This window comes from Catellatospora sp. KI3, from assembly GCF_029948125.1.
GTDB lineage: Bacteria > Actinomycetota > Actinomycetes > Mycobacteriales > Micromonosporaceae > Catellatospora.
The window spans coordinates 284683-305993 of sequence record NZ_JASAMB010000004.1 but is presented as its reverse complement, the minus strand read 5'-3'; the positions used below and the strand labels follow the sequence as shown (position 1 = coordinate 305993).

The 21311-nt window shown below is 73.7% G+C and carries 20 protein-coding genes; 10 read left to right on the top strand and 10 right to left on the bottom strand.

Translation table 11 applies throughout. The annotated features are described in order from the left end of the window. The first annotated feature begins 64 nt into the window (after positions 1-64). On the top strand, positions 65-2953 hold the full coding sequence (locus QEZ54_RS09850; protein WP_281304212.1) for a BTAD domain-containing putative transcriptional regulator: 2889 nt from the start codon (positions 65-67) through the stop codon (positions 2951-2953). A gap of 158 nt (positions 2954-3111) precedes the next feature. On the opposite strand, the gene QEZ54_RS09845 is transcribed toward QEZ54_RS09850, so the two are convergent. From QEZ54_RS09845 to QEZ54_RS09830, 4 genes are all read right to left on the bottom strand, one after another. Continuing rightward, a complete protein-coding gene (locus QEZ54_RS09845) occupies positions 3112-3756 on the bottom strand; it encodes a carbonic anhydrase (protein ID WP_281304211.1) in 645 nt (214 codons plus the stop codon). Between the two features lie 95 nt (positions 3757-3851). Next, positions 3852-6188 (bottom strand): lanthionine synthetase LanC family protein, encoded by a 2337-nt coding sequence (locus QEZ54_RS09840; protein WP_281304210.1) that lies wholly within the window; start codon positions 6186-6188, stop codon positions 3852-3854. Then, positions 6185-7261 (bottom strand): hypothetical protein, encoded by a 1077-nt coding sequence (locus QEZ54_RS09835; RefSeq protein ID WP_281304209.1) that lies wholly within the window; start codon positions 7259-7261, stop codon positions 6185-6187. The genes QEZ54_RS09840 and QEZ54_RS09835 overlap by 4 nt, the downstream gene beginning before the upstream one ends. A gap of 6 nt (positions 7262-7267) precedes the next feature. After that, a complete protein-coding gene (locus QEZ54_RS09830) occupies positions 7268-7600 on the bottom strand; it encodes a hypothetical protein (RefSeq protein WP_281304208.1) in 333 nt (110 codons plus the stop codon). A gap of 170 nt (positions 7601-7770) precedes the next feature. Here QEZ54_RS09830 and QEZ54_RS09825 point away from each other — a divergent pair, with 170 nt between their 5' ends. Then, positions 7771-8295: a hemerythrin domain-containing protein gene (locus tag QEZ54_RS09825; protein WP_281304207.1), complete on the top strand. Its 525-nt coding sequence runs from the start codon at positions 7771-7773 to the stop codon at positions 8293-8295. Positions 8296-8350: 55 nt separating this feature from the next. Here the strand turns inward: QEZ54_RS09825 and QEZ54_RS09820 are convergent, their stop codons facing one another. Next, positions 8351-9589: an MFS transporter gene (locus QEZ54_RS09820; protein WP_281304206.1), complete on the bottom strand. Its 1239-nt coding sequence runs from the start codon at positions 9587-9589 to the stop codon at positions 8351-8353. Positions 9590-9778: 189 nt separating this feature from the next. Here QEZ54_RS09820 and QEZ54_RS09815 point away from each other — a divergent pair, with 189 nt between their 5' ends. From QEZ54_RS09815 to QEZ54_RS09805, 3 genes are all read left to right on the top strand, one after another. Beyond that, a complete protein-coding gene (locus tag QEZ54_RS09815; RefSeq protein WP_281304205.1) occupies positions 9779-9973 on the top strand; it encodes a hypothetical protein in 195 nt (64 codons plus the stop codon). 63 nt (positions 9974-10036) lie between these two features. Then, complete coding sequence (locus QEZ54_RS09810) at positions 10037-10222, top strand: hypothetical protein (protein WP_281304204.1); 186 nt, start codon at positions 10037-10039, stop codon at positions 10220-10222. Positions 10223-10258: 36 nt separating this feature from the next. Next, a complete protein-coding gene (locus tag QEZ54_RS09805; protein ID WP_281304203.1) occupies positions 10259-10477 on the top strand; it encodes a hypothetical protein in 219 nt (72 codons plus the stop codon). A gap of 4 nt (positions 10478-10481) precedes the next feature. Here the strand turns inward: QEZ54_RS09805 and QEZ54_RS09800 are convergent, their stop codons facing one another. Beyond that, positions 10482-11177: a TetR/AcrR family transcriptional regulator gene (locus QEZ54_RS09800; protein WP_281304202.1), complete on the bottom strand. Its 696-nt coding sequence runs from the start codon at positions 11175-11177 to the stop codon at positions 10482-10484. Positions 11178-11292: 115 nt separating this feature from the next. Here QEZ54_RS09800 and QEZ54_RS09795 point away from each other — a divergent pair, with 115 nt between their 5' ends. After that, on the top strand, positions 11293-12261 hold the full coding sequence (locus tag QEZ54_RS09795; protein ID WP_281304300.1) for an NAD(P)-dependent alcohol dehydrogenase: 969 nt from the start codon (positions 11293-11295) through the stop codon (positions 12259-12261). Here QEZ54_RS09795 and QEZ54_RS09790 read toward each other — a convergent pair. Then, positions 12251-13051 carry a class I SAM-dependent methyltransferase gene (locus QEZ54_RS09790; RefSeq protein ID WP_281304201.1) on the bottom strand — a complete coding sequence of 267 codons (801 nt, stop codon included), beginning with the start codon at positions 13049-13051 and terminating at the stop codon, positions 12251-12253. The two genes, QEZ54_RS09795 and QEZ54_RS09790, sit on opposite strands and share 11 nt — an antisense overlap. 81 nt (positions 13052-13132) lie before the next feature. Between QEZ54_RS09790 and QEZ54_RS09785 the strand changes: the two genes are divergently transcribed. After that, positions 13133-13495 carry a hypothetical protein gene (locus QEZ54_RS09785; RefSeq protein ID WP_281304200.1) on the top strand — a complete coding sequence of 121 codons (363 nt, stop codon included), beginning with the start codon at positions 13133-13135 and terminating at the stop codon, positions 13493-13495. Between the two features lie 22 nt (positions 13496-13517). Here the strand turns inward: QEZ54_RS09785 and QEZ54_RS09780 are convergent, their stop codons facing one another. Genes QEZ54_RS09780 through QEZ54_RS09770 form a run of 3 tightly spaced genes read right to left on the bottom strand, consistent with a single transcriptional unit; the run spans position 13518 to position 15510 of the window. Next, complete coding sequence (locus tag QEZ54_RS09780) at positions 13518-14435, bottom strand: serine hydrolase domain-containing protein (protein ID WP_281304199.1); 918 nt, start codon at positions 14433-14435, stop codon at positions 13518-13520. 50 nt (positions 14436-14485) lie between these two features. Next, positions 14486-15079 (bottom strand): histidine phosphatase family protein, encoded by a 594-nt coding sequence (locus QEZ54_RS09775; RefSeq protein ID WP_281304198.1) that lies wholly within the window; start codon positions 15077-15079, stop codon positions 14486-14488. Further along, positions 15079-15510 (bottom strand): NUDIX domain-containing protein, encoded by a 432-nt coding sequence (locus tag QEZ54_RS09770; protein ID WP_281304197.1) that lies wholly within the window; start codon positions 15508-15510, stop codon positions 15079-15081. Before QEZ54_RS09770 ends, QEZ54_RS09775 begins: the two co-directional genes overlap by 1 nt. Before the next feature lie 114 nt (positions 15511-15624). On the opposite strand from QEZ54_RS09770, the gene QEZ54_RS09765 reads away from it, so the two are divergent. The 3 genes from QEZ54_RS09765 (at position 15625) to QEZ54_RS09755 (ending at position 21264) form a co-directional block, all read left to right on the top strand. Continuing rightward, entirely contained in the window at positions 15625-16122 is a 498-nt protein-coding gene (locus QEZ54_RS09765) for an ATP-binding protein (protein ID WP_281304196.1), read from the top strand. An 82-nt stretch (positions 16123-16204) separates the two neighbouring features. After that, complete coding sequence (locus QEZ54_RS09760; RefSeq protein ID WP_281304195.1) at positions 16205-18121, top strand: protein kinase; 1917 nt, start codon at positions 16205-16207, stop codon at positions 18119-18121. Between the two features lie 257 nt (positions 18122-18378). After that, positions 18379-21264, top strand: coding sequence for an AbfB domain-containing protein (locus QEZ54_RS09755; protein ID WP_281304194.1), 2886 nt, complete (start codon positions 18379-18381; stop codon positions 21262-21264). Positions 21265-21311: the final 47 nt, after the last annotated feature.

Genomic DNA, 21311 nt, shown 5'->3' with positions numbered 1-21311 from the left:
CGGTACCCGATATCAGTGGCAGCCGATCCCGTCCGCGGTCAGAATTGCCCTGACAGGAGGGCTGATGGAAGCGACGCACGGTCTCACCTTCCGGGTGCTCGGGCCGCTGGAGGTCAGTCACGACGGGCACCCGGTGCCGGTCGGCGGGCCGAACATCCGCACCGTCCTGGCCCGACTGCTCGCCCAGGCCGGGCGCGCCGTCAGCGTCACCGCGCTGGCCCGTGAGGTCTGGGCCGATGACGCTCCGGCCGACGCCGAGCGGACCATCCGCACCTACGTCTCCCGCCTGCGGGCCGCGCTCGGGCCGCTGGTGCGGGCCGGGGGCGTCGAACTCGTCACCGCGGCACCCGGCTACCTGCTGCGGGTCGACCGCGACGCCCTCGACGCCACCCGCTTCGAGCAGCTCGCCAAGACCGGCCGCGACGCCGCGTCCGGCGGACGCCATGCCGAGGCCGTGGCGCTGCTGGACGAGGCCCTCGGGTTGTGGCGCGGCGACGCGTTCGCCGAGTTCGACGGCGGCGACGCCCTCCCGGCCGCCGCCGACCGCCTGCGGCGCCTGCGGCTGAGCATCAGCGAGGAGCGGCTCACCTCCGCCCTGGCCACCGGCGCCGACGTGGTCGCGGAGCTGGAGGCGCTGTGCCGCGCGCACCCTGAGCGCGAGCGCCTCTGGAGCCAGTTGATGATCGCCCTTTATCGGGCCGATCGGCAGGCCGAGGCGCTCGCGGTGTTCCGCGAGGTGCGGACGGTCTTCGCCGACCGGTACGGCATCGAGCCCTCGCCGCAGCTGGCCGAGGTCCACCGGCGGATCCTCGCCCAGGACCCGCAGCTGTCGGCTGAGGCCGGACCGGCCCCGCGATCCGACCCCGCCGACGCGGCGCCCGTCGCGCCGGAGCAGGCCGCGTGGCCGCTGCCCGCGCAGCTGCCGCCCCCGGTGCCGGGCTTCGCCGGTCGCGCGGACGAGCTCGCCCAGCTCGACGAGGCCCTGCCCGGCACCGGGGCGCCCGCACCGGCGCCGCCGGTGATCGTCTCCGGCCCGGCCGGGATCGGCAAGACGGCGCTCACGGTCAGCTGGGCGCACCGGGTCATGGACCGGTTCCCCGACGGCAGCCTGTACGTCAACCTGCGCGGCTTCGACCCCGACGACGAGGCGGTCCTGGACACCGCGGCGGTGGTCCGCGCGTTCCTCGACGCGCTGGGCGTGCCCGCCGCCCGCATGCCGCACAGCGTCGACGCGCAACTCGGCCTCTACCGCAGCCTGCTGGCCGGGCGGCGGATGCTGGTGCTGCTCGACAACGCCCGCGACGTCGCCCAGGTGCGGCCGCTGCTGCCCGGGGCACCCGGCAGCCTGGTGCTGGTGACCAGCCGCAACCGGCTCACCGGACTCGTCGCCACCGACGGCGCCCGCCCCGTCGACCTAGGCCCGATGACCGACGAGCAGGCCTGCCAGCTGCTGCACGGCCGACTGGGCGCCCGCCGCGTCGCCGCCGAGCCCGCCGCTACCGAGGCGATCGTCGCCCGCTGCGGCGGGCTGCCGCTGGCGCTGTCCATCGCCGCCGCCCTGGCCGCGACCCGCCCGCAGCAGACCCTCGCGGCGCTGGCCGACCAGCTCGCCGACCCGGCGGGAGTGCTCGACACGCTGCGCGGCGACGGCGACCCCGCGACCGACCTGCGCGCGGTCTTCTCCTGGTCCTACCGTGGGCTGAGCGCCCCGGCGGCGGAGCTGTTCACCCTGCTCGGCCTGCACCCGGGCCCCGACCTCGGGATCGGTGCCGCAGCGAGCCTGCTCGGGCTGCCCGTACGGCGCACTTACCCCGTCCTCGCCGAACTCGTCGGCGCGAACCTGGTCACCCCGTCGGGCTCGGACCGGTACGTCCTGCACGACCTGCTGCGCGCCTACGCCGAGGACCTCGCCGACGGCGCGGGCGGGCGCGGTCGGCGCGATGACGCCCGCACCCGCATGCTCGACCACTACCTGCACACGTCCTACGCCGCGACGCTCGCACTGCACCCGCCGTTCAGCTCCCTGCGCCTGGCCGCGGCGGCCCCGGGCACGGTGCTGCCGGAGATCGGCGGCGAGTCCGCGGCGCAGGCATGGTTCGCGGCCGAACGGGCCGGTCTGCTGCTCACCGTGGCACACGCCGCGCGCGGCGGCAGCCCCGTCCACGCCTGGCAGCTCGCCTGGAGCATGGCCCGCGACCTGGACCGGCGCGGGCAGTGGGCGGACCGGCTCGCGGTCCAGGAGACCGCGCTCGCGGCCGCCGAACGCGGCGGCGACCTGACCGGACGGGCGCACTGCCACCGCGAACTCGGCATGGCGTACTTCCGCCTCGGCGGCGACCGCCAGGCCGCCGGTCACCTGGACCAGGCGCTGCGCCTGTTCGAGGAGCTCGGCGAGGCGTCCGGGGCCGGGCACACCCGGGTCAACCTGTCCATGCTCACCGAGCGGCAGGGCGACCTGGACGCCGCGCTGCGCCACGCGCGGCTGGCCCGCGAGGAGTTCAGGCGCGACGGCAACCCGGCCGGGCAGGCGTACACCCTGAACATGATCGGCTGGAAGCTGACCCTGCTGGGTGACCACGAGCAGGCGGTGACCTACTGCGAGCAGGCGCTCGACCTGCTCCGCGACGTCGGCGACCGGCAGGGTGAGGCCGACACGTGGGACAGCCTCGGCCACGCCCACCACCAACTGGGGCAGCACGCCCGCGCGGTCGCGTGCTACCAGCGGGCGATCACCCTGTTCGAGCAGGTCGGCGACCAGTACGGACGGGCGGTCAGCGACGCCAACCTGGCCACCACCCACTGGGCGGTCGGCGACGCCGAGGCGGCCCGGGCCGCGCTGCGGCGGGCCCTGGCCACGCTGGACCAGCTCGGCCACCCCGACGCCGCCCAGATCCGGGAACGGCTGCGCCAGGCCGATCCCACCCTGCGCAACGACCCGCTCGTGCGCACCTGACCGGCGCCGGCCGACCTCATCCGACCCAGGCGGCCTCCGGGCGCACCGAGCCGTCGCCTCTGGCCGCCGTCGAACTGCCCTTAATCGAAATCGGTCATGCCGATGTATCAAGGCGTTCGCGGCCGCCAGCCGATTACGGTCTTCCGGCCCGCTCCCCGTCAGGCGCGCGGAGCGGTCGCCGAGAGGTCGAGGCCCCGGGCCGCCACCACCTGGGCGCTTCCGTCGGCGAGCCGGTAGCACAGGCCGACGACCGCGGCCTGGCCGGCCTCGACCCGCTCCGACAGCACCCGCGAGCGGTCCAGGATCAGCTCGACGGTGTGCCGGATGTGCTCAGCCAGGATCTCGTCCGGCTCGAACCGCCCCGCGGCCCGCGCGGCGAGCACACTCGGGGTCACCCGCTCGATGACGTCGCGGATGTACCCGCTCGGTGCGATGCCGTCCTCCAGCGCGGCGCACGCGGCGCCCACCGCGCCGCACGAGTCGTGGCCGAGGACCACCACGAGCGGGCAGTCGAGCACGGCTGCTCCGTACTCGATGCTGCCCAGCACCTCGGCGCCCATCACGTGGCCCGCGGTGCGGACCACGAAGAGGTCGCCCAGGCCGCGATCGAAGATGATCTCGGCGGCAAGGCGGGAGTCGGAGCAGCCGAAGACCACGGCGAACGGCCGCTGACCTGGCGCGATCTGGGCACGCCGGATCGCGTCCTGGTTCGGGTGCTCCGGGGAGCCGACCACGAAGCGGTGGTTCCCGGAGAGCAGCAGTTCGAAGGCTTTCGCCGGGGTGGGAGATTTGATCTCGGCCATGGTCGCAGCCTAGGCTAGTCGCCGCGATCGCGCTGCCTGCTTGCGTGCCACAGCTGACCGCCGGCGCGCAGGTGCGCAATTCCGCCGGGACTCGCTCAAGTGAGCTCGAACATCGGCATGCGGGCCTGGTGCGGGTCGTCCAGTTCGGCGGTCAGCAGGCAGACACCTGCTTCGCCCCGGTACAGGCTGCTGCTTCGCAGCCGGCGGCGGCGGATCGCCGTCGCGGCATGGTCGGCCGACTGCCGAGCGCGCGTGAGCCAGACCTGGCTACCGGTATGGCGGAAGAGGCGCAGCAGCGCATACGCCCTGCCGGCCGAGCCGCAGCACAGATCGCCTCCGGTGCTCTGCGCCTCGTGGCACGTCCAGGCGGCCTGCGTCGCGAGGTCCAGGTAGCGGCTGTCCTCCAGCAGCTCGTGGGCCAGCAGCCAGAGGTGCAGCTGGCCCGCGGCCCCGTTGCACCAGGTGCCGCGCAGGCCGTCGAGGGCGCGGCCGGCTCGCGCGGACACCGGCCAGCCCAGCCCTCTGCCCGTGGGCCGGGCCAGGTCCGCCAGCTGTCCGAGGCGTCGTCGGAGCGCACCGGGCACCTCCGCGCCGGCCGTCTTCGTCCACTGCAGCAGTGCGTACAGGACGCCCGCGTAGCCGTGGGCCACCCCGAGGCTGGTCGACTCGCCTATGTCCCCGACCTGGTCGAGCAGCCCGCTGTGCAGGTCGCCGCCCAGCGCCGCCAGCCCGGGTCGCGCACCGATCGCGTCCAGTAGCAGACCGCAGCCGAGAAGCAGCCCGGCCTGGCCGAACACGACCTCGGCGCGCGGATCGCGGGCAGCGGCGGAGGCGATGAACGACTCGACCGCCTGCGTGCATCTGACCTCATCGGACTGCGCGTCGGCGACCAGTGCCGCCACGCAGAGCGCACCGGGCCGGAAGTGGAACAGCGAGACCTCACCGACGAGCTCGGGCGTCATCTCCAGGTCCGGGGCGGTGAACGCGGCCGGACCGGCGGACTCGAACGCGCGCAGCGCCCGCTGGCTCCAGACGTCGGCGGCGGCCAGTAGCGACGCGGCGTCGCGGCGCTGCGCGATCCGCAGGAGCGCGAACGCCAGTCCTGCGGATCCGAGGTTGAGTGAGGCCAGTGGCGCTTCGAGACCCTCCGACATCAGCGAGCCGCCGACAGCCGACCGTTCGAGGAACGCCTCCAGCAGGGGCGCGCCCGGCTGTGGTCGTACCGGGGAGGTCCGCGGTCTGCGGTCCCGCCTGAGCGCCTGCCGCAGCGCGGTCCTGAACTGCGCGACGTCCGGGTAGCGGGCTTCGGGCTCCTTCGCCAGGGCCCGCCGCAGCACCCGGTCCGTGCGGTCGAATCCTCGTAGGCCCCGCTCGGCGAGGGGCCTCGGTGCGTCGTCGGCGACCTGTCGTAGCATCTGCCGCTCTTCGAGGACGAAGTCGTGCGTGTGCGAGCCTGAGATCAGGAAGTAGACCAGTGCGGCGACGGAGTACTGCTCGCCTGCCTCGGTGGGCGGCGGCGCGCCGTCCCCGGCGAGGCGGGTCCGGGCCAGTTCCGGCTCCATGTACAGGTCGACCACGCCCCGGCCGGGCCGTTGGCGTACCGGTCCGGCCCGCAGGCAGCGGGCCTGGCCGAAGTCGATCAATGTGGCCTGGCCGGATCTGCCGATCAGGAGATTGCGCGGGTGGACGTCGCCGTGCAGGACGCCCTGTCCGTGAAGTGCGGTGTACGCGTCGGCGACCGCGATGACAAGCCGCGTCATCTCCTGCCAGTCGACCGGCGAGCGACCGCGGATCAGCTCGGCGGCGGCGAGCGCGTCCACGCCCTGGCACCACTCCATCGCCAGGAACGGCCGACCGCCGTGATCGCCTCGGGCCAGCATCCGCGGGCTGTGACCGCCGCCGAGCAGTGCGAGCACCGACGCCTCATGGTCCAGCGCCGGCCGCAGGAACTCCTCCGCCCCTGGGCGCGCCATCTTGATCGCCGCCCAGGCCCGGTCGGCGGTCCGGGCGCGGTACACCTCGGTGTCGGCGACTATGGCGACGGGCTCCTCGATGACCAGGTCGCCGGCCCGTTCGCCCGGGGCCAGGAGGAACTCGATCGGCGACGCCAGCTGCGACTCCGCCGGCAGCAGCAGCTTGGCCCCGATCAGGGTGCGCAGCACCGGGAACGCGCGGTCCAGCACGGTCGCCGGATCGGCCCGCGCCGTGTCGCAGAACGCGATGACGGCGTCGGTGATGGTCATCGGTTCGCGGAAGAGCCGCAGCAGCCGCATCGTCGGCTCGTTGACGACGTGGGTCGGCATCCGCGATCGCGGCCGGGTCAGCACGAAGTCGCCGGTCGCGTAGGCGAACCCGGCCAGGACCTGGGCCGGCATCGACTCGACGGCTTCGAGCCGTACGTCGTCGGGCAGGGTGAACCGACCTTCGATCATGTCGGGGCCGCCATGGAGAGCCAGAATTCGTCGGTGGGCGCCCAGGACCGCGTGTCCACCCCGTCGAGGCGCAGCCGGTCGAGCGCGAATTGCCACAGCGCGCCGCGAACGCCGCTGGTGCGAGCCGTACCGAGATGGGCGGCGAGCCGGGCCGCGATCCACAGGCGCCAGCTCGCGGGCTGGCCGGGCGCGGAGCGGGGCCGGTCGGCACCCCAGGACAGCAGGCCGTCGGGCGACAGCTCGGCGCTGAAGGGGACGCCGTGCACGGGGCAGCCGGCCAGCCGCCGGTGCAGGGCGTGACCCGCCTCGTGGAGATCGTCGAGCCGGGAGAAGTAGGCGACGAGCTTGTCGGGACGGGTCAGCCCGGCCGGGCCCCGTCCGAGTTTGAGCCCTCGGGCACCGGCGTAATGGCCCAGGACGTCAGCCGCCGCTTCGAACGCCTCGGCGGTCCGGCTCGGGTCGGGGCTGATGTAGAGCTTGAATCTGGCCTGCTCGGCGGTGTCCTGCGGCCGGAGCGGACGCCACATGACCCAGTGCTCGTCTTCGGACGCCGGCGTCCAGTACCGGCTGCGGGCGGCGCGGTCGCGGCCCGGGTCGGGCGCGGCCCGCTTGCGCGCCGCGGTCGCGGGGCGCCGACCGAAGCCGTACAACCGGCGGGTCAGCTCCGGGAAGGGCAGCTCGCCCAGTGCTTCCCCGTACCGCACCGCCTCGATCGACAGGCGGGCGAGCGGCCCGTCGCCGTGGTAGCCGGAGTCGCCCAGCAGCACCTGTCTGGCGGGGTCGCCCGACAGGAACCCACCCGCGTGCTCCACTTCCAGTACGCCGTCGAGCACGAGGCGGAGCAGCAGGGTGTCGGTCCGGCCGCCCAGCCGGGAGCGGAAGTACCCCGGCACCGGGCCTGCCTGTCGCAGGGTCAGGAACAGCAGCGCCGCGTCGGCCGACACCGCCCGGCCGGCCGACGACGAGGGGGCTACGGGTCGCAGGTAGCCGTACACCGGCTCCTCGGACGGCTCCGCCGACTGCTCGCCGGCGTGGAGCTCGTAGCGCGGATTGGCGCGGAATCGCTTCTCCACCAGCGGCTATCCGTTGCCGACGGCCCTTGCCACGGCCTGCTCGGCCTGCGCGATCTCGTTGAGCCGCGCCTCCAGCTGCCGCCGCAGGACAGGCAGCACCCGGTAGTCGATGAACGCGAACGGATCCATGTCCTCGCTCGCGTTGGTGCACAGCGGCTCGGACGGGTTGGCACTGCAGTCGTCGCACATCCCGCCCAGGTCGACCCCGCCGACCAACCCCGCCGCGACCGCCTGCCAGTAGCGATGGACGTCCAGCCGGGCGTCTTCGCCGTCCGCGTCGAACACCGTGACCGACTGGCATGGCAGCTGCACCCGCAGGGCACGCGCTTCGAACTCCATCGAGTCACCCCAAAAGGCGAGAATGGAAAATTCTGGGAATACCTGCTCGTGATGGTAGCAATGGGCGCCGCCGACGTACGACGGAATCACCCGGACGAGGGCGGCGGCCCGGCGCGCGACGGGCCGTGTGGCTGCGGTTTACCAGGGAGGTTCTGCGGTAGAAGGATGGTATGGACGACATCACCGCACTGATCCTCGACGACCACGCCTCCTTCCGGCGCGGCTTCGCCCGCCTCGACGACGCCAAGGATCCTGAGCAGATGCGTGCCGTGTGGGAGCCGCTCGCGCTCCACCTGGAGATCCACGCCGAGGCCGAGGAGCGCATCCTCTACCCCCACCTGCTGCGGCGCGGCGGCGACGACGCCGAGGACGAGAGCCTGGACGCGATCCGCGACCACAACAAGATCCGGGACGCGATCGCGGAGTCGCGCAGGCACGATGTCGGCACGGATCCGTGGTGGGCCGCCGTGTGGCAGGCCCGCCGGGAGAACACCGAGCACCTCGGCGAAGAGGAGGACGAGGGCCTGCCGGACTTCCGCCGCCACGCCAGTGACGAACTGCGCGCCGAGCTCGGCGCGCAGTGGCTGGCCTTCTACGGCGAGCACCCGTCGGGCAGGGGCCTTACGTTCCGCGACAAGGACCCGCAGCGCTACGTGGCGTCCTTCCAGCCGCACGACGGCGACTCCCAGGCCTGACCGGCTGCCCCGGTCACCGGGTCGGCGGAGGCGACCGCCTGCGCCGACCCGGCGTTCACGCCGGCACCGGTTCGAGCTGCGCCGCCTGGGCGCGGGCACGCCGGGCCCAGCGCACCGCGACCGGCACCGCCGCGCCCGCGAGGGCGTACACGACACCGAACAGGACCCAGCCCGGCCAGCCCCAGCCCACCACCACCGTGGCCAGCAGCGCGGGGGCGACCACCCCGGCCACGGAGAACCCGGTGCCGAAGAGGCCCTGGTACTGCCCCTGGGCGTGCTCGGGGGCGAGGCCGAACGAGATGCCCCACGACCCCGCGGCCTGGCGCAGCTCGGCGAGCACGTGCACCAGGGCCGCCGCGAACAGGATCAGCGCGGCCGCCCAGCCGGGCACCCCGGCGGCGAGGCTGTAGAGCACGCACGCGCCGAGCAGCAGCAGCCCGGACACGCGCTGCGCGGCCGCGGCGCCGTCGACCGAGCCCGTACCGCGGCTGGCCCGGACCTGGAACAGGGCGACGACGACCGCGTTGAGCATGGTCATCCCGGCGACGACCCAGGTGGGCGCGTCCGTGCGCTCGACCACCCAGAGGGGCACGGCCACGTTGAGCATGCCGTAGTGGATGCACAGCACCCCGTTGAGCGCCGCCAGCGCGAGGTACGGCCGGTCGCGGAGCACGATCAGCGTCGGACCCGATGCCGTCTTCGGCCGCGCGGCCACCGGCGGCACGCGCAGCACCAGGGTGCTGGCCAGCAGCGAGATCGCCACGCACACCACGATGATGGCCGTGTACGCGGCGCGGGTGTCGAACTTGAGCCCCACGCCCGCGATCGCCGCGCCGATCGCCCAGCCGACGTTGGTCACCGAGCGCAGCAGCGCACGGGTGCGTACGCGCTGCTCACCCGGGATCGAACCGGCGATCAGCGCGCCGTTGGCGGCACCGAACCCGGTCTCCAGCAGCTGCACCCCGGCGGCGACGACGACGAACCCGGCGAAGCTGTCCACCGCGAGGTAGCCGAGCATCAGCGCGGCGCGGGTGACGCCGAAGGTGACCATGACCCCGCGCGGGCCGATCCGGTCGGCCAGGTGCCCGGCGGGCACCCCGGCGAACAGGCTGGCCACCGCGGCGACGGTGAGGCCCAGCCCCACCTCGGCCGCCGACAGCCCCACCGACCGGGTGAAGAAGATGACGCTCACGGTGATGAACAGGCCGCGTGACGTGGACCCGGCGAGCGTGCTCAGGATCAGGGCCCGAGTGGCCTCGTCGGTGGGCAGGCGGGAGGTCAACCAGGTGGGCATGCTGGGACGCTAGCGCTGCCGCTGTCCTCGCCGCGTGCCCGTTTCGCGTGCGCTGGCCCACATCATCCACCTTCGGCGATACCGCCACCCCGCTGGGCCGACCGCCGGGTCGGGTACGCCGCGCGATGCGTGGGCGGGCGGCTGCTGGGTATCGACGTGGCAGGAGGCAGTCCGCGAAGGGGGAACGAGATGACAGACGAACGCGGCAACCGTCCGCACGGGCCGTCCGGCGCCGATGGTTCCGAGCGCCAGCCGTCGGCCGACGAACTGCGCCGTCGCCAGCAGCTCGGGCAGACGCCCGGCATGTTCGTCGACCCGCCGACCGGCGAGGCGCAGGAGCCGGACATCGACGCCGCCGGCAGCCCGACCCGGTCGGACGAGTGAGCGCGCACCTGGTTATCAGGGCGCGCGGCGGGCAATAGGACGCGTGAGACCACAGGAGGCATCATGGACACGATCACCGCTCTGGCACAGGAGCTGGATGTGACCCCGCAGCAGGTCCAGGACTATGTGGACCAGCTGGTCCAGCGCGACGGCGAGCCGGCGGTCATCGCCCGGACGGCAGCCGAGCCGGGTGGCGAAGCGCTGACCGACGAAGCCGCCCACCAGGTCCGGGTGCGGCTCACCCACTGACGGCCGAGCGCCGCGGCTGAGCCGAGGAGATCGAACATGCGACGGATCGACGTGGTGGCCAATCACGACGTGTGGGACGTGCTCGACGACGACGAGCTGGTCGGAGTGTACGAACGCAGGCCCGACGCGGTCCGCCTGGCCGCTCGCGCCGCCCGCGCCAACGCGCCCAGCCACCTGGAGGTGGTCGCCGCCGACGGGCGCGTCGAACACAGCGCAGACTTCGGCACCCCTGGCACCGCCGAGCCGCCTGCCTGACGGGTCAGGCGGTGGCCGAGCCGCCTGATGCGGAGGTCCGGGCCGGTCCATGGCCGGGCACGTGGTGCAGTTCCAGCCGGGGCGCCGGCGGCAGCGGCCGGTCGTGGCCGGCGGCGAAGGACTGGAGCAGGTACGCCACCAGCCGCCGCGATGCGGCCGACGCCTGCCCGGCGGGCGCGGCGGCGATGACCGCGTCGTTGGCGACCAGCAGCATGATGAGGTCGGCCAGGGCGAAGTCGGCGCGCAGCGATCCGGCGGCGACGGCACGCTCGGCCAGCCGTACGAAACCGTCCTCGGCGCGGGCCCGTTCCCGCTCGTAGTCGACGGCGGTCGGGAAGGCGGTCAGGAACGCGGCGGTGAAGCCCCGGTCTTCGGCCTGGATGGCGCACACCTTCGTCACCAGGGTGCAGAAGCCGCGCCACGGGTCGTCGTCGGCGAACGCCTCCTCCGCGACGGCGGCACAGGCCCGGAACCGGTCCGCGAAGACCTCGGTGACCAGCACCTCGCGGGTGGGGAAGTGCCGGTAGAGCGTGGCCATGCCGACCCCGGCGCGCCGCGCGATCGCCGCCATCGGTACGTCGAACCCGGCCGCGGCGAACGCCGCACCGGCCGCGGCCAGCACCAGCGCCCGGTTGCGCACCGCGTCCGACCGGGTCCTGCCCGGCGTCTTCTGGGGCAACCGAGAAGTCCGCGCGCTCATCCTCCTCACTTTAGCCGAAGCGGATTGCCTTGTCCGTTTCTGGCGCTAGCCTCGTCCCGCGGGCACCCGAGCCGTTCGGGTCGCCGCGACCGGAGGGACGGGTTCAGTGGCACAGATGCGCGCCGCGCTCTACGACAGGTACGGCCCGCCGGAGGTGCTCTACGAGGGCAGCCTGCCCAGGCCCGCGGCCGGACCCGGCCAGGTGCTGGTGCGGGTGCACGCGACCAGCGTCAACGGCGGCGAACTCTACGGCCGGGCGGGCCGGGTCAAGGCGGTGACGGGCCTGGTCGGCGGACGCGGCTTCCCGAAGCGGCTCGGCATCGACCTCGCGGGCGAGGTGGCCGCCCTCGGCGCGGACGTCACCGGCCTGACCGTTGGCCAGCCCGTGTGGGGCGTGAGCCGCGCCATGAACACGGCCGCCGAGTACGCGGCGATCGACGCGAACCGGCTGGCCCCGCTGCCGCCGGAGTTGACCTATGCGCAGGCCGCGGCCCTGGCCGGGGTCGGCACGACCGCGGTCACCGCGCTGCGGGACGAGGCGCGCCTGCGGCCCGGCGAACGGCTGCTGGTCCGGGGCGGGGCGGGCGGTGTCGGCAGCATCGTGGTACAGCTCGCCCGAGCCGAAGGCGCCCACGTCACCGCGCTGGCCGGGGCGTCGACCCTTGACCTGGTACGCGAACTCGGCGCGCACGAGTGCGTCGACTACCGTACGGCGGCCCCGCCGGACCTCGGCCGGTTCGACGTCGTGGTGGACACCGTGGGCACGGACCTGCGCGCATGGCGCAGGCTGCTGGCGCCGGGCGGGCGCATGGTCGCCGTCTCGTTCGACCTCGACCGGGCCGCGTCCTCGCTGGGGTACCTGGCCGCGTCGGCGGTGCATGGGCCGCGGCGGGTGCGCTTCTTCAGCGGCAATCCGCGCCGCGCCGACCTGGACCGGCTCGCCGCCCTGGTCGCGCGGGGTGCGGTGCGGCCGGTGGTGGACCGGATCTTCCCGCTGTCGCAGATCGCGGCCGCGCACCGGGCGCTGGAGGACGGCGGCGTCCGCGGCAAGATCGTCGTGGAGATCCAGCCGGTCAGGCCTTGACGGCCACGATGCGCGGGCGTACGTCGTACCAGCCGGGCAGCCACTCGATGCGGCCGAACCCGGCTTCCCGCACCGCATCGCGGTACTGCTCGTCGGTGAACAGGGTCATGGCGTGCTCCTCGGTCCAGTAGCGGACACCGGTGCCCGGCTCGCCGAGCAGGTAGTGCATGGCCATGATCGAGGTGTGCCCGTCCTGGCGCGAGTGGCAGACGCCGGTGAGCTGCCGGTCGCCGTCGCGGGCGACCGCCGTGTGCACGGTGTCGGGGGTCCACTGGTCGGGGGTGTACCACGGCTCCAGCACCAGCACGCCGCCCGGTTCCAGGTGGGCCGCCATGCAGTCGAGGGCCTGCCGCAGCTCGGCGACCGACTGGGCGTACCCGATCGCGGAGAACAGGCAGGTGACGGCGCTGAAGGTCCGGTCGAGCCGGAAGTCGCGCATGTCGCCCGCGTGCACCGCCACCCCGGGCAGCCGGTCGGTGGCCCGGCGGCGCATCCCGGCGGCGATCTCCAGGCCCTCGACGTGGTCGAACACGCCGCGCAGGTGCGACAGGTGCAGTCCGCTGCCGCAGGCGACGTCGAGCAGGCTGGCCGCGCCGGGGTGGCGCTGGTGGACCAGCTCGGCGATGTCGTACGCCTCGGTGGCGTAGCTCTTGCCGACGGAGTCGCCGAAGACCAGGTCGTACGCCATCGCCAGGTCGTCCTCGGCGAGCGCCGGCCCGGCGGCGCTCGGCCGGGTGACGGTGAGCCCGTAGCCGACCGGGGCGGGCTCCGGCGCGGGACGGCCCGTCATCGCTGCTGGCTCCACAAGTCGACCAACTTAGCAAACCGCCGGCGGTGGCCGGGCCGACCGGGTGGTTCGTACGATTCGCGGATGGCCGCGCAGAGCATCCTTCTCCGCTTCTCGTACTTCGAACACGACTGGATCGAGGAGGACATCGACGGGCCGCAGGCGGCGGAGGCGACCCTGCTGCGGGTGGCGGCCGAGGGGGACTGGTTCGAGGTCGACGACGCGGCACCGGACGAGTTCGACACCTTCGACGCCCTCGCCGAGCGGGTCGCGCAGACCGTCGTCCGCGACTGGAACATGCCCGCCGCAGCCGTCCAGCTGCCCCTGGGCAAGCTCCGCACCATCATCGCCGAGGGCGGCTGGACCTTCGCCGGCGGTGAGTTCTCCGAGTTCGTGGGCAACAACCAGGACACCGAGATGCTCGTACGGCTGGTCCGCGACCGCTGATCCGCCCGTCCGGCAGCGCCACTCAACTTGCGCCGCGCCGAGCGGCCACGACCAGCGGCTCCAGCTCCTCCAACACCGAGCGGGAGAACCCCTCCCGCCAGCGGTCGGGGCTGCCCGTGGCGACCACGGTCAGCTCCAGGGCGGGCGCCACGAGCACGCACTGCCCGGCCCAGCCCGCGGCGACATGGACGGTCTCGGGGCGGTCGGCGGCGACCCACCACAGGTAGCCGTACCCGCGGTCCAGCGGCGGGCCGCCGGGGGAGTGGGCGGTCCAGGCCAGCTCGCGGTACGCCGGCGGCACCGCCGCACCCGTGCGCCACGCCTCGCCGAAGCGCAGCAGGGCCCGGGGCGACAGCCGGGCGTCGCCGAACCCGTACGGCACACCCTCCGGGTCGACCGGCCAGTCCGCGCCGGCGCAGCCGATCCGCGCCAGCACCCGTCCGGCGTACCCGGGCAGGTCCCCGGTGACCTGGTGCAGCGCGGCGGCGAGCAGGTGCGGGGCGCCGTTGTCGTAGCGGAACACCGTGCCGGGTGGATCGGTCTGCGGGAAGCGCAGCAGCTCGTCCACCCAGCCGCGCGGCAGTTCCATGATCTCGTCGATCTCGAGCATCCCGCCGGCCGCGCCCGAGGTCATCGACAGCAGCTGGTGCACGGTCGCACCGCGGCGGGCCGGCGGCACCCGGTCGCCGAGCAGCGCGCCGAGGGTGTCGTCGAGCCGGACCAGCCCGTCGTGCCAGGCCCAGCCGGTCACCGTGGACAGCAGCGACTTGGTGACGCTGGCGATGGTCGGCACAGGCGTGTCGAGGCCGTCGGCGTGCAGGTCGTACGCCGCGAGCTCGACGCCCCGGTGGGCGACGAGCAGGCTGCTGGTGTGCGCGAGCGCGGCTTCGGTCCGGCACCGCTGGGCGAGCGCCGCGGCGGCGTCGAGGAGTTCGGGCATGATCGTTTCTTATGGCACCGGGTACGCCGGGCGCAACCGCTTTGACCGCGTCAGGGTCGCAGCCGCGGCGGGAAGCCGGTCCAGCGCAGCTGCTCGGGCAGGTGCGACAGGTCGTTGAAGACCAGCAGCGCGGGCGGCCGCTGCTCGCTGTACCGGATCACGGTCACGCCGCAGTTGGCCTGGTTCAGGCCCAGCCACCGGTGCTCGGGCGCGTCCAGCGCGTGCCGCACCAGCCACGCCACCGCGAACGCGTGCGTGATCACCAGCTCGTGGACGTCCTGCTCGGGCGGGGTGGCGAACCGGTCGACCAGCGCGGCGGCGCGACGGGCGCCGTCGGCGCGCTCCTGCTCGGTGTAGCCGTCCAGGAAGCCTGTCAGGCCCGACGGCATCAGCGCCGGCTCGGGCACGTACGGCACGTAGTCGTCGGCCAGTTCGCTCGCCGTCACCGGCACGCCCGGCAGCTGCGCGGTGATGAGCTGGGCGGTGTGCGCGGCGCGCGGCAGCGGCCCGTGGTGCACGGCGGCGATCGGCGACGCGGCCAGCCGCCGCCCGGTCAGCTCCGCCTGGCGCCGACCGTCGTCGGTGAGGTAGCCGTCGGCACCGGCCTCGCCGTGGCGGACCAGGTAGAGCGTGCGGGCGGCCATCAGGCGCGCGCGGCCAGGGCCGCGTACACGTCGGAGGCCAGGAACCGGGCCAGCGTCTGCCGGGTGCCGGGGGTGAACGGGCGCCCGTCGAGCACCTGCGCGGCCGGTACGAACACGATCGCCGCGCCCTCGCCGACGACCACGTCGTCCTGCACCGCCGAGGTGGCTCCGTAGAAGTAGTGCTTGATCCGGTTGTGCTCGGGCAGGTGCTGGGTCTCGAACAGGGTCAGCGGCCCGTCGGCCCGCAGCGACGTCTCCTCCCACAGCTCCCGCGGCGCCGCCTGCTCGGGCGTCTCCCCGGGCTCTACGTGCCCGCCGGGCAGCCCCCAGATGTCGGGGTAGTTCGGCGCGTGCTCGTCGCGCAGCTGCAGCAGCAGCGCCCCGGCGCGGTCGACCAGGAGCACGGCGGACAGCTGTACGGGCTCGCTCATGCCCGCCACCCTAACCCGGCCCGGCCCACCTCGTGGGACGCCGGGGTGCGCCCGCGCGGCCCCGCCTGGCACAGTGGCGTCGGTCCGATGTGCCGACCGAGCCGGGGAGCGCGCTTGCTGATCGTCTTCGGTGGCCTGCCCGGGGTGGGCAAGACCAGCCTCAGCCGCCCGGTGGCGCGGCAGCTCGGTGCGGTGTGGCTGCGCATCGACGCGCTGGAGGCGGCGATGTGGCGGGTGGGGCTGCCGCACGACGGCCCGGTCGGCCTGGCCGCGTACGCGGTCGCGCACGCGGCCGCCGCCGGGCAGCTGTCCCTGGGCGGCACGGTGGTCGTCGACGCGGTGAACCCGGTCGAGGAGGCCAGGCAGGGGTGGCGCGACCTGGCCGTGCGCCATGACGTGCCGCTGCGGCTGGTGGAGGTCGTCTGCTCGGACCCGGTCGAGCACCGGCGCCGGATCGAGCAGCGTCCGCCGGAGCCCGACCAGCCGCAGGTGCCGACCTGGGACGACGTGACCGGGCTGCGGCACGACCCGTGGACCGGACCGCGCCTGACCGTCGACACCGCCGCCGGCGCGGACCGCTGCCTGGCCGAGGTGCTGGAGCACTGCCGGTAGGCGGGATCCAATCGCGAGGGCCGGCTGGCGGTACAGTCTGTGCGGCGCGGCCTGCCCGCCGCGACGTCTTCCGGGAGTTCGGGTGCTACACGAGGGTGAACTGGCCGCCGGGCGGTACCTGCTGGAGTCCGTCCTCGGCGTCGGCGGCATGGGCCGGGTCTGGCGCGCCACCGATCAGCTGCTGGGTCGTACGGTCGCGGTCAAGGAGCTGTTCGCCGCGGCGGACGGGAACGGCGCCGACGACGTGGCCGCGCGGGCGGCGGCCGAGGCCAAGGCCGCGGCGCGGCTGTCACACCCCGCCATCGTGACCGTCCACGACGTCATCGTCGACCCCGCCGTCTCGCTGATCGTGATGCAGTACGTGCCGGGGCTGTCGCTGCAGCAGCACGTCGAGCAGCACGGCCCGATGCCGCCGGCCGCCGCCGCCCGGATCGGTCTGTCCATTCTCGACGCGCTGGCGCACGCGCACGCACGGCAGGTGCTGCACCGCGACGTCAAGCCCTCCAACGTCCTGATGACCGAGCAGGGCCAGGTGTTCGTCACCGACTTCTCCATCGCGCGGGTGGTGACCGACGCGATGCGCAGCCATACCGGACTGGCGTTCGGCTCGCCCGGGTACGTGGCACCCGAGCGGATCCTCACCGGCCGGATGGGCGCGCCGGGCGACTACTTCGGCTTGGGTGCGGTGCTGTACTTCCTGGTCGAGGGCGTGTCCCCGTTCTCGCACAGCGACCCCATGGTCGGTCTGTTCGCCAGCGCGTCGCGGCCGCATGAGCCTGCGGTCAACGCGGGCACCGACGGGCTCGCCGAGGTGATCGAGGGCCTGCTCGTTAAGGACCCGAACCAGCGGATGCCCGCCGACCGGGCCCGGGAGCTGCTGCTGGCCGCCTCCGGCGGCGCGGCGGCACCGCAGCCGGCCGCGCCGCCGCCGATCCCGCGTCCGGTCACCATGGTCCTCGCCGCCGCGCCGCAGCCGACCGCGGCAGCGCCGGTCACGCCGCTGCCGCCGTCTGCGCACGTCACGGCCGCGTCGTCCCCGCCCGGGGCGCGGCCATCGCTGGGGACGCGGGTCGCCGCCCGGTCCGCATCCCGGTGGGTGCTGCGGTCGGCGGTGGTGGCCGGGGTGGCCGTGGCCGTGGTGATCACGGTGATCCTGGTGAAGGTCGCGGGCGAGCGCCAGGCCGACGGGCCCGGCCCGGTCACGACGAGCACGCCCGGCAGTAGCGCGGCCGGCAGCCCTTCGGCGGCGGCGGTCTCGCGGGCAGACCGGTATACCGCGGCGGTCCTGGCGGCGCGGCCGGTGGACTACTTCCCGCTGCGCGAGCGGGCCGGGACCGCCGCGGCGAACTCGGCCTCCGGCCCGTCGGCCGTCTATCACGGCGTCCGCCTGGCCGCCGTCGAGGGCCCGTTCGGTCCGAAGACCCCGGCCGCTTCCTTCGGCGGGGCCGAGGGCGGCCCGGGCGGCGGTCCCGCGTTCGTGGAGCTGCCGCGCCGCGACTCGCCGGTCCGGTCCAGGCCGCTGTCGGTGACGCTGTGGTTCCGGGCCGCCGGGCCCGGCGTGCTGTACGGCACGGCCAAGAAGCCGCTGCTGGAGTACCTGGAGTTCGGTCTGGAGCCGAGCCTGTACGTGGGCACGGACGGGCTGCTGCACGCCGGCTACTACGACAGCGGTGTCCGGAGCGGGCCCGCGAAGAGCATGACCACGCGGGCCCGGGTCGACGACAGGCGCTGGCACCACGTCGTGCTGACCAAGTCCGCCGACGGCCGCGACGAGGTGCTGTACCTGGACGGTGCCCAGGCGGGTTCCCGGCGGCTCAAGGGCCCTGCGCAGTACCTGGTGCCCTCGTACGCCTATGCGGGCGGCGGCAAGTGGTCGCACTGGGCTGAGACCACCGGCGATGTGGGCTACCTCTCCGGCGGGCTCAGCGACTTCGCCTACTTCGACCGGGTGCTCGGTGCGCCGGAGGTCAGCACCCTGTTCGAGGCGGCCCGCGGCTGAGGCCCGGGAGGTCGCGAGGGGGCGTCCCAGGCCGATGACGGGTAGCCGTCACCTTCCGCAACGTCCACAGCGGACCGAATGTGAGCGCGAACACTAAACATTTCGGAAGTCGTTGACACTCGATTTCACGTGGGTTACAAAGTGACGTCAGCGAATGTTCTCGCTAACAATGGTCGTCCCAGGCCGGCGCTCCGGCACAGTTCCGGAGCCTCACCGCAGCGGCATGCGATGCACCTCACCGTCCCTGGAGGAGCCACATGCAGCACCGAGCACGGCCCATCCTGCTCGTCCTCGCCCTCGCCGCCGGGCTGACCGCGGGCCCCGCGACACCGGCGGCGGCCGCGCCCACCGCCTTCCTGACCGTCGACGCCGGACACACCACCGCCGCGGTCAACAGCACCCAGTTCGGACACATCGTCGAGGACATCAACCACTCCGTCGAAGGCGGACTCAACGCCAACGTGGTGCGCAACGCCAACCTGAAGGAGAACGGCATCTCCTCCTGGTCGCTGCTCACCTCCGGCGGCGGCAGCGGATCGGTCGCCCTGGACACCGGCGGCGGCCTCAACGCGGCCAACCCGAACTCGCTGCGCCTGACCATCGGCGCCGACGGCGCCGGGCAGCGCGTCGGCGCCGCCAACGCCGGGTTCTACGGGGTCGGGGTGCGCCCGTCGGCGATGTACCAGGTGTCCTTCTTCGCCCGCGCCGACCAGGCGTTCGGGCCGGTCACGGTGAGCCTGGAGAGCACCGGCGGCACCGTCTACGCCAGCGCGCAGGTCGGTACGGTGGGCACCGGCTGGGCCCGCTACACCGCCACGCTGACCACTCCCGCGTCCGCGCCCACCTCCACCGCCAACCGGTTCGTGATCTCCGCCAACGGTACCGGCGCGGGCCGCACCCTGTGGCTGACCGTGGTGCAGTGCAACGCCCCGACCTTCGCCGCCTCCGGCAACATCCGCGCCGACCTGCAGCAGAAGCTGGCCGACACCAACCCCGGCTTCATCCGGGTGCCCGGCGGCAACTACCTCGAAGGCGCCGTGCTGGCCAACCGGTTCGCGTGGAAGAACACCATCGGCCCGGTCGAGCAGCGCGCCGGGCACCAGAACGACGCCTGGGGCTACTGGTCCACCGACCACTTCGGCCTGCTCAACTACCTGCTCATGGCCGAGCAGGCCGGGGCCGAGCCGCTGCTGGGCGTCTTCGCCGGATACACCCTCAACGGCAGCGTCACCCCGCAGAACCAGCTCGCGCCGTTCGTGCAGGAGGCGCTGGACGAGATCGAGTACATCACCGGCAGCACCAGCACCACCTGGGGCGCCCGCCGCGCCGCCGACGGCCACCCCGCCCCGTTCCCGCTGCGCTACGTCGAGATCGGCAACGAGGACTGGTTCGACGGCAGCGGCAGCTACAACAGCTACCGGTACCCGATGTTCTACGACGCGATCAAGGCCGCCTACCCGCAGCTGCAGATCGTCGCCTCCATGCCGGTCACCTCCCGGCCGATGGACGTCATCGACGACCACTACTACAACGGCGACCCGGCCGGGATCGCCGGGCTGGCCACCCGCTACGACAGCGCCGACCGCAACGGCCCGAAGGTGCTCGTCGGCGAGTACGGCGTGACCAACGGCAGCTCCGCCAACCCGACCGGCACGCTGTCCGGCGCGATCGGCGAGGCCGCGTTCATGACCGGCATGCTGCGCAACGCCGACCTGGTCATGGGCGCCGCGTACGCCCCGGCGCTGACCTCGGTCGACAACTGGCAGTGGTCGTCGAACCTGATCGGGTTCAACGCGGTGTCCTCCTACGGGTCGCCGTCGTACCACGTGCAGAAGATGTTCGGCACGCTGCTCGGCGACCACGTCGTGCCGGTGGGGCTCACCGGTGCGCCCGCCGACCTGCGCGCCGTCGCCACCCGCACCACCTCGGGCACGCTGTACGTCACGGTGGTGAACTCGACCGCCGCCGCGATCGAGACCCAGCTGACCATCAACGGGGCGAGCAGCGTCGGCGGCACCGCCACGGTCACCACGCTGACCGGTGACCCCAACGCCCGCAACAGCATCACCGCCCCGAACACCATCGCGCCCACCACGACCAGCGCGGCGGTAGGGGCGAGCTTCGTACGGACCTTCCCGGCGAACTCGGTGGTCGTGCTGACGCTGACGACCACCGGCGCGGCGACCCCGCTGCTGGCAGTCGGCAAGGGCGCCTCGCTGCGGGCCACCACTCCCGGCTACACCGACCGGTCCGTGCGCCACTCCGGCGGCGTCGCGGTCACCTCGGTCCTCACCGCCGCCAGCGCCGCCGCGGACAAGAAGAACGGATCCTTCCTGGTACGGGCCGGGCTGGCCGGCACCGGCTGCTACTCGCTGGAGTCCCGCGACAACCCCGGCAGCTACCTGCGCCACTACAACTACCAGGTGCGGCTGGCGGCCAACGACGGCACCGCCCAGTTCGCCGCCGACGCGACGTTCTGCGCCGCCGACGGCAACAGCGGGCAGGGGATCTCGCTGCGGTCGTACAACTTCCCGACCCGCTACCTGCGCCACTACAACAGCCAGGTGTGGATCGCGAGCAACGGCGGCACCCTGCCCAGCGACGCCACCGCGAACTGGGCGCAGGACACCACCTGGCGGCTGGGCTCGGCCTGGTGGCGCAGCGACGCGAACGTGACCTCCGGGTCGTACCAGTCGCTGCAGGCGACCACGCCCGGCTACACCGACCGGTACGTGCGCCACCAGGCGTACGTCGGCTACACCGCGCAGATCACCAGCGGGTCCAGTGCCACCGACAAGCAGGACGCGACGTTCCGGATCGTCACCGGCCTGGCCGACAACTCGTGCTACTCGTTCGAGTCGCGCAACTTCCCCGGCTACTACCTGCGCCACTCCGACTACCGCATCCGGCTCGACGCGTACGCCGCCACCCCGCTCTACGCGGCCGACGCGACGTTCTGCGCCCAGCCCGGCAACAGCGGCACAGGGCTGTCGTGGCAGTCGTACAACTTCGCCAACCGCTACCTGCGCCACTACAACAGCGAGGTCTGGGTCGGCAGCAACGGCGGCTCCCTGGCCGCCGACGCCACGGCCAACTTCGCGCCCGACACCAGCTGGCTGACCGCCTCGCCGTGGGCACCGTGACCCCGCGACCGTGACGTCCTGACTCCGTGGGCCCGGCCTGATCCACC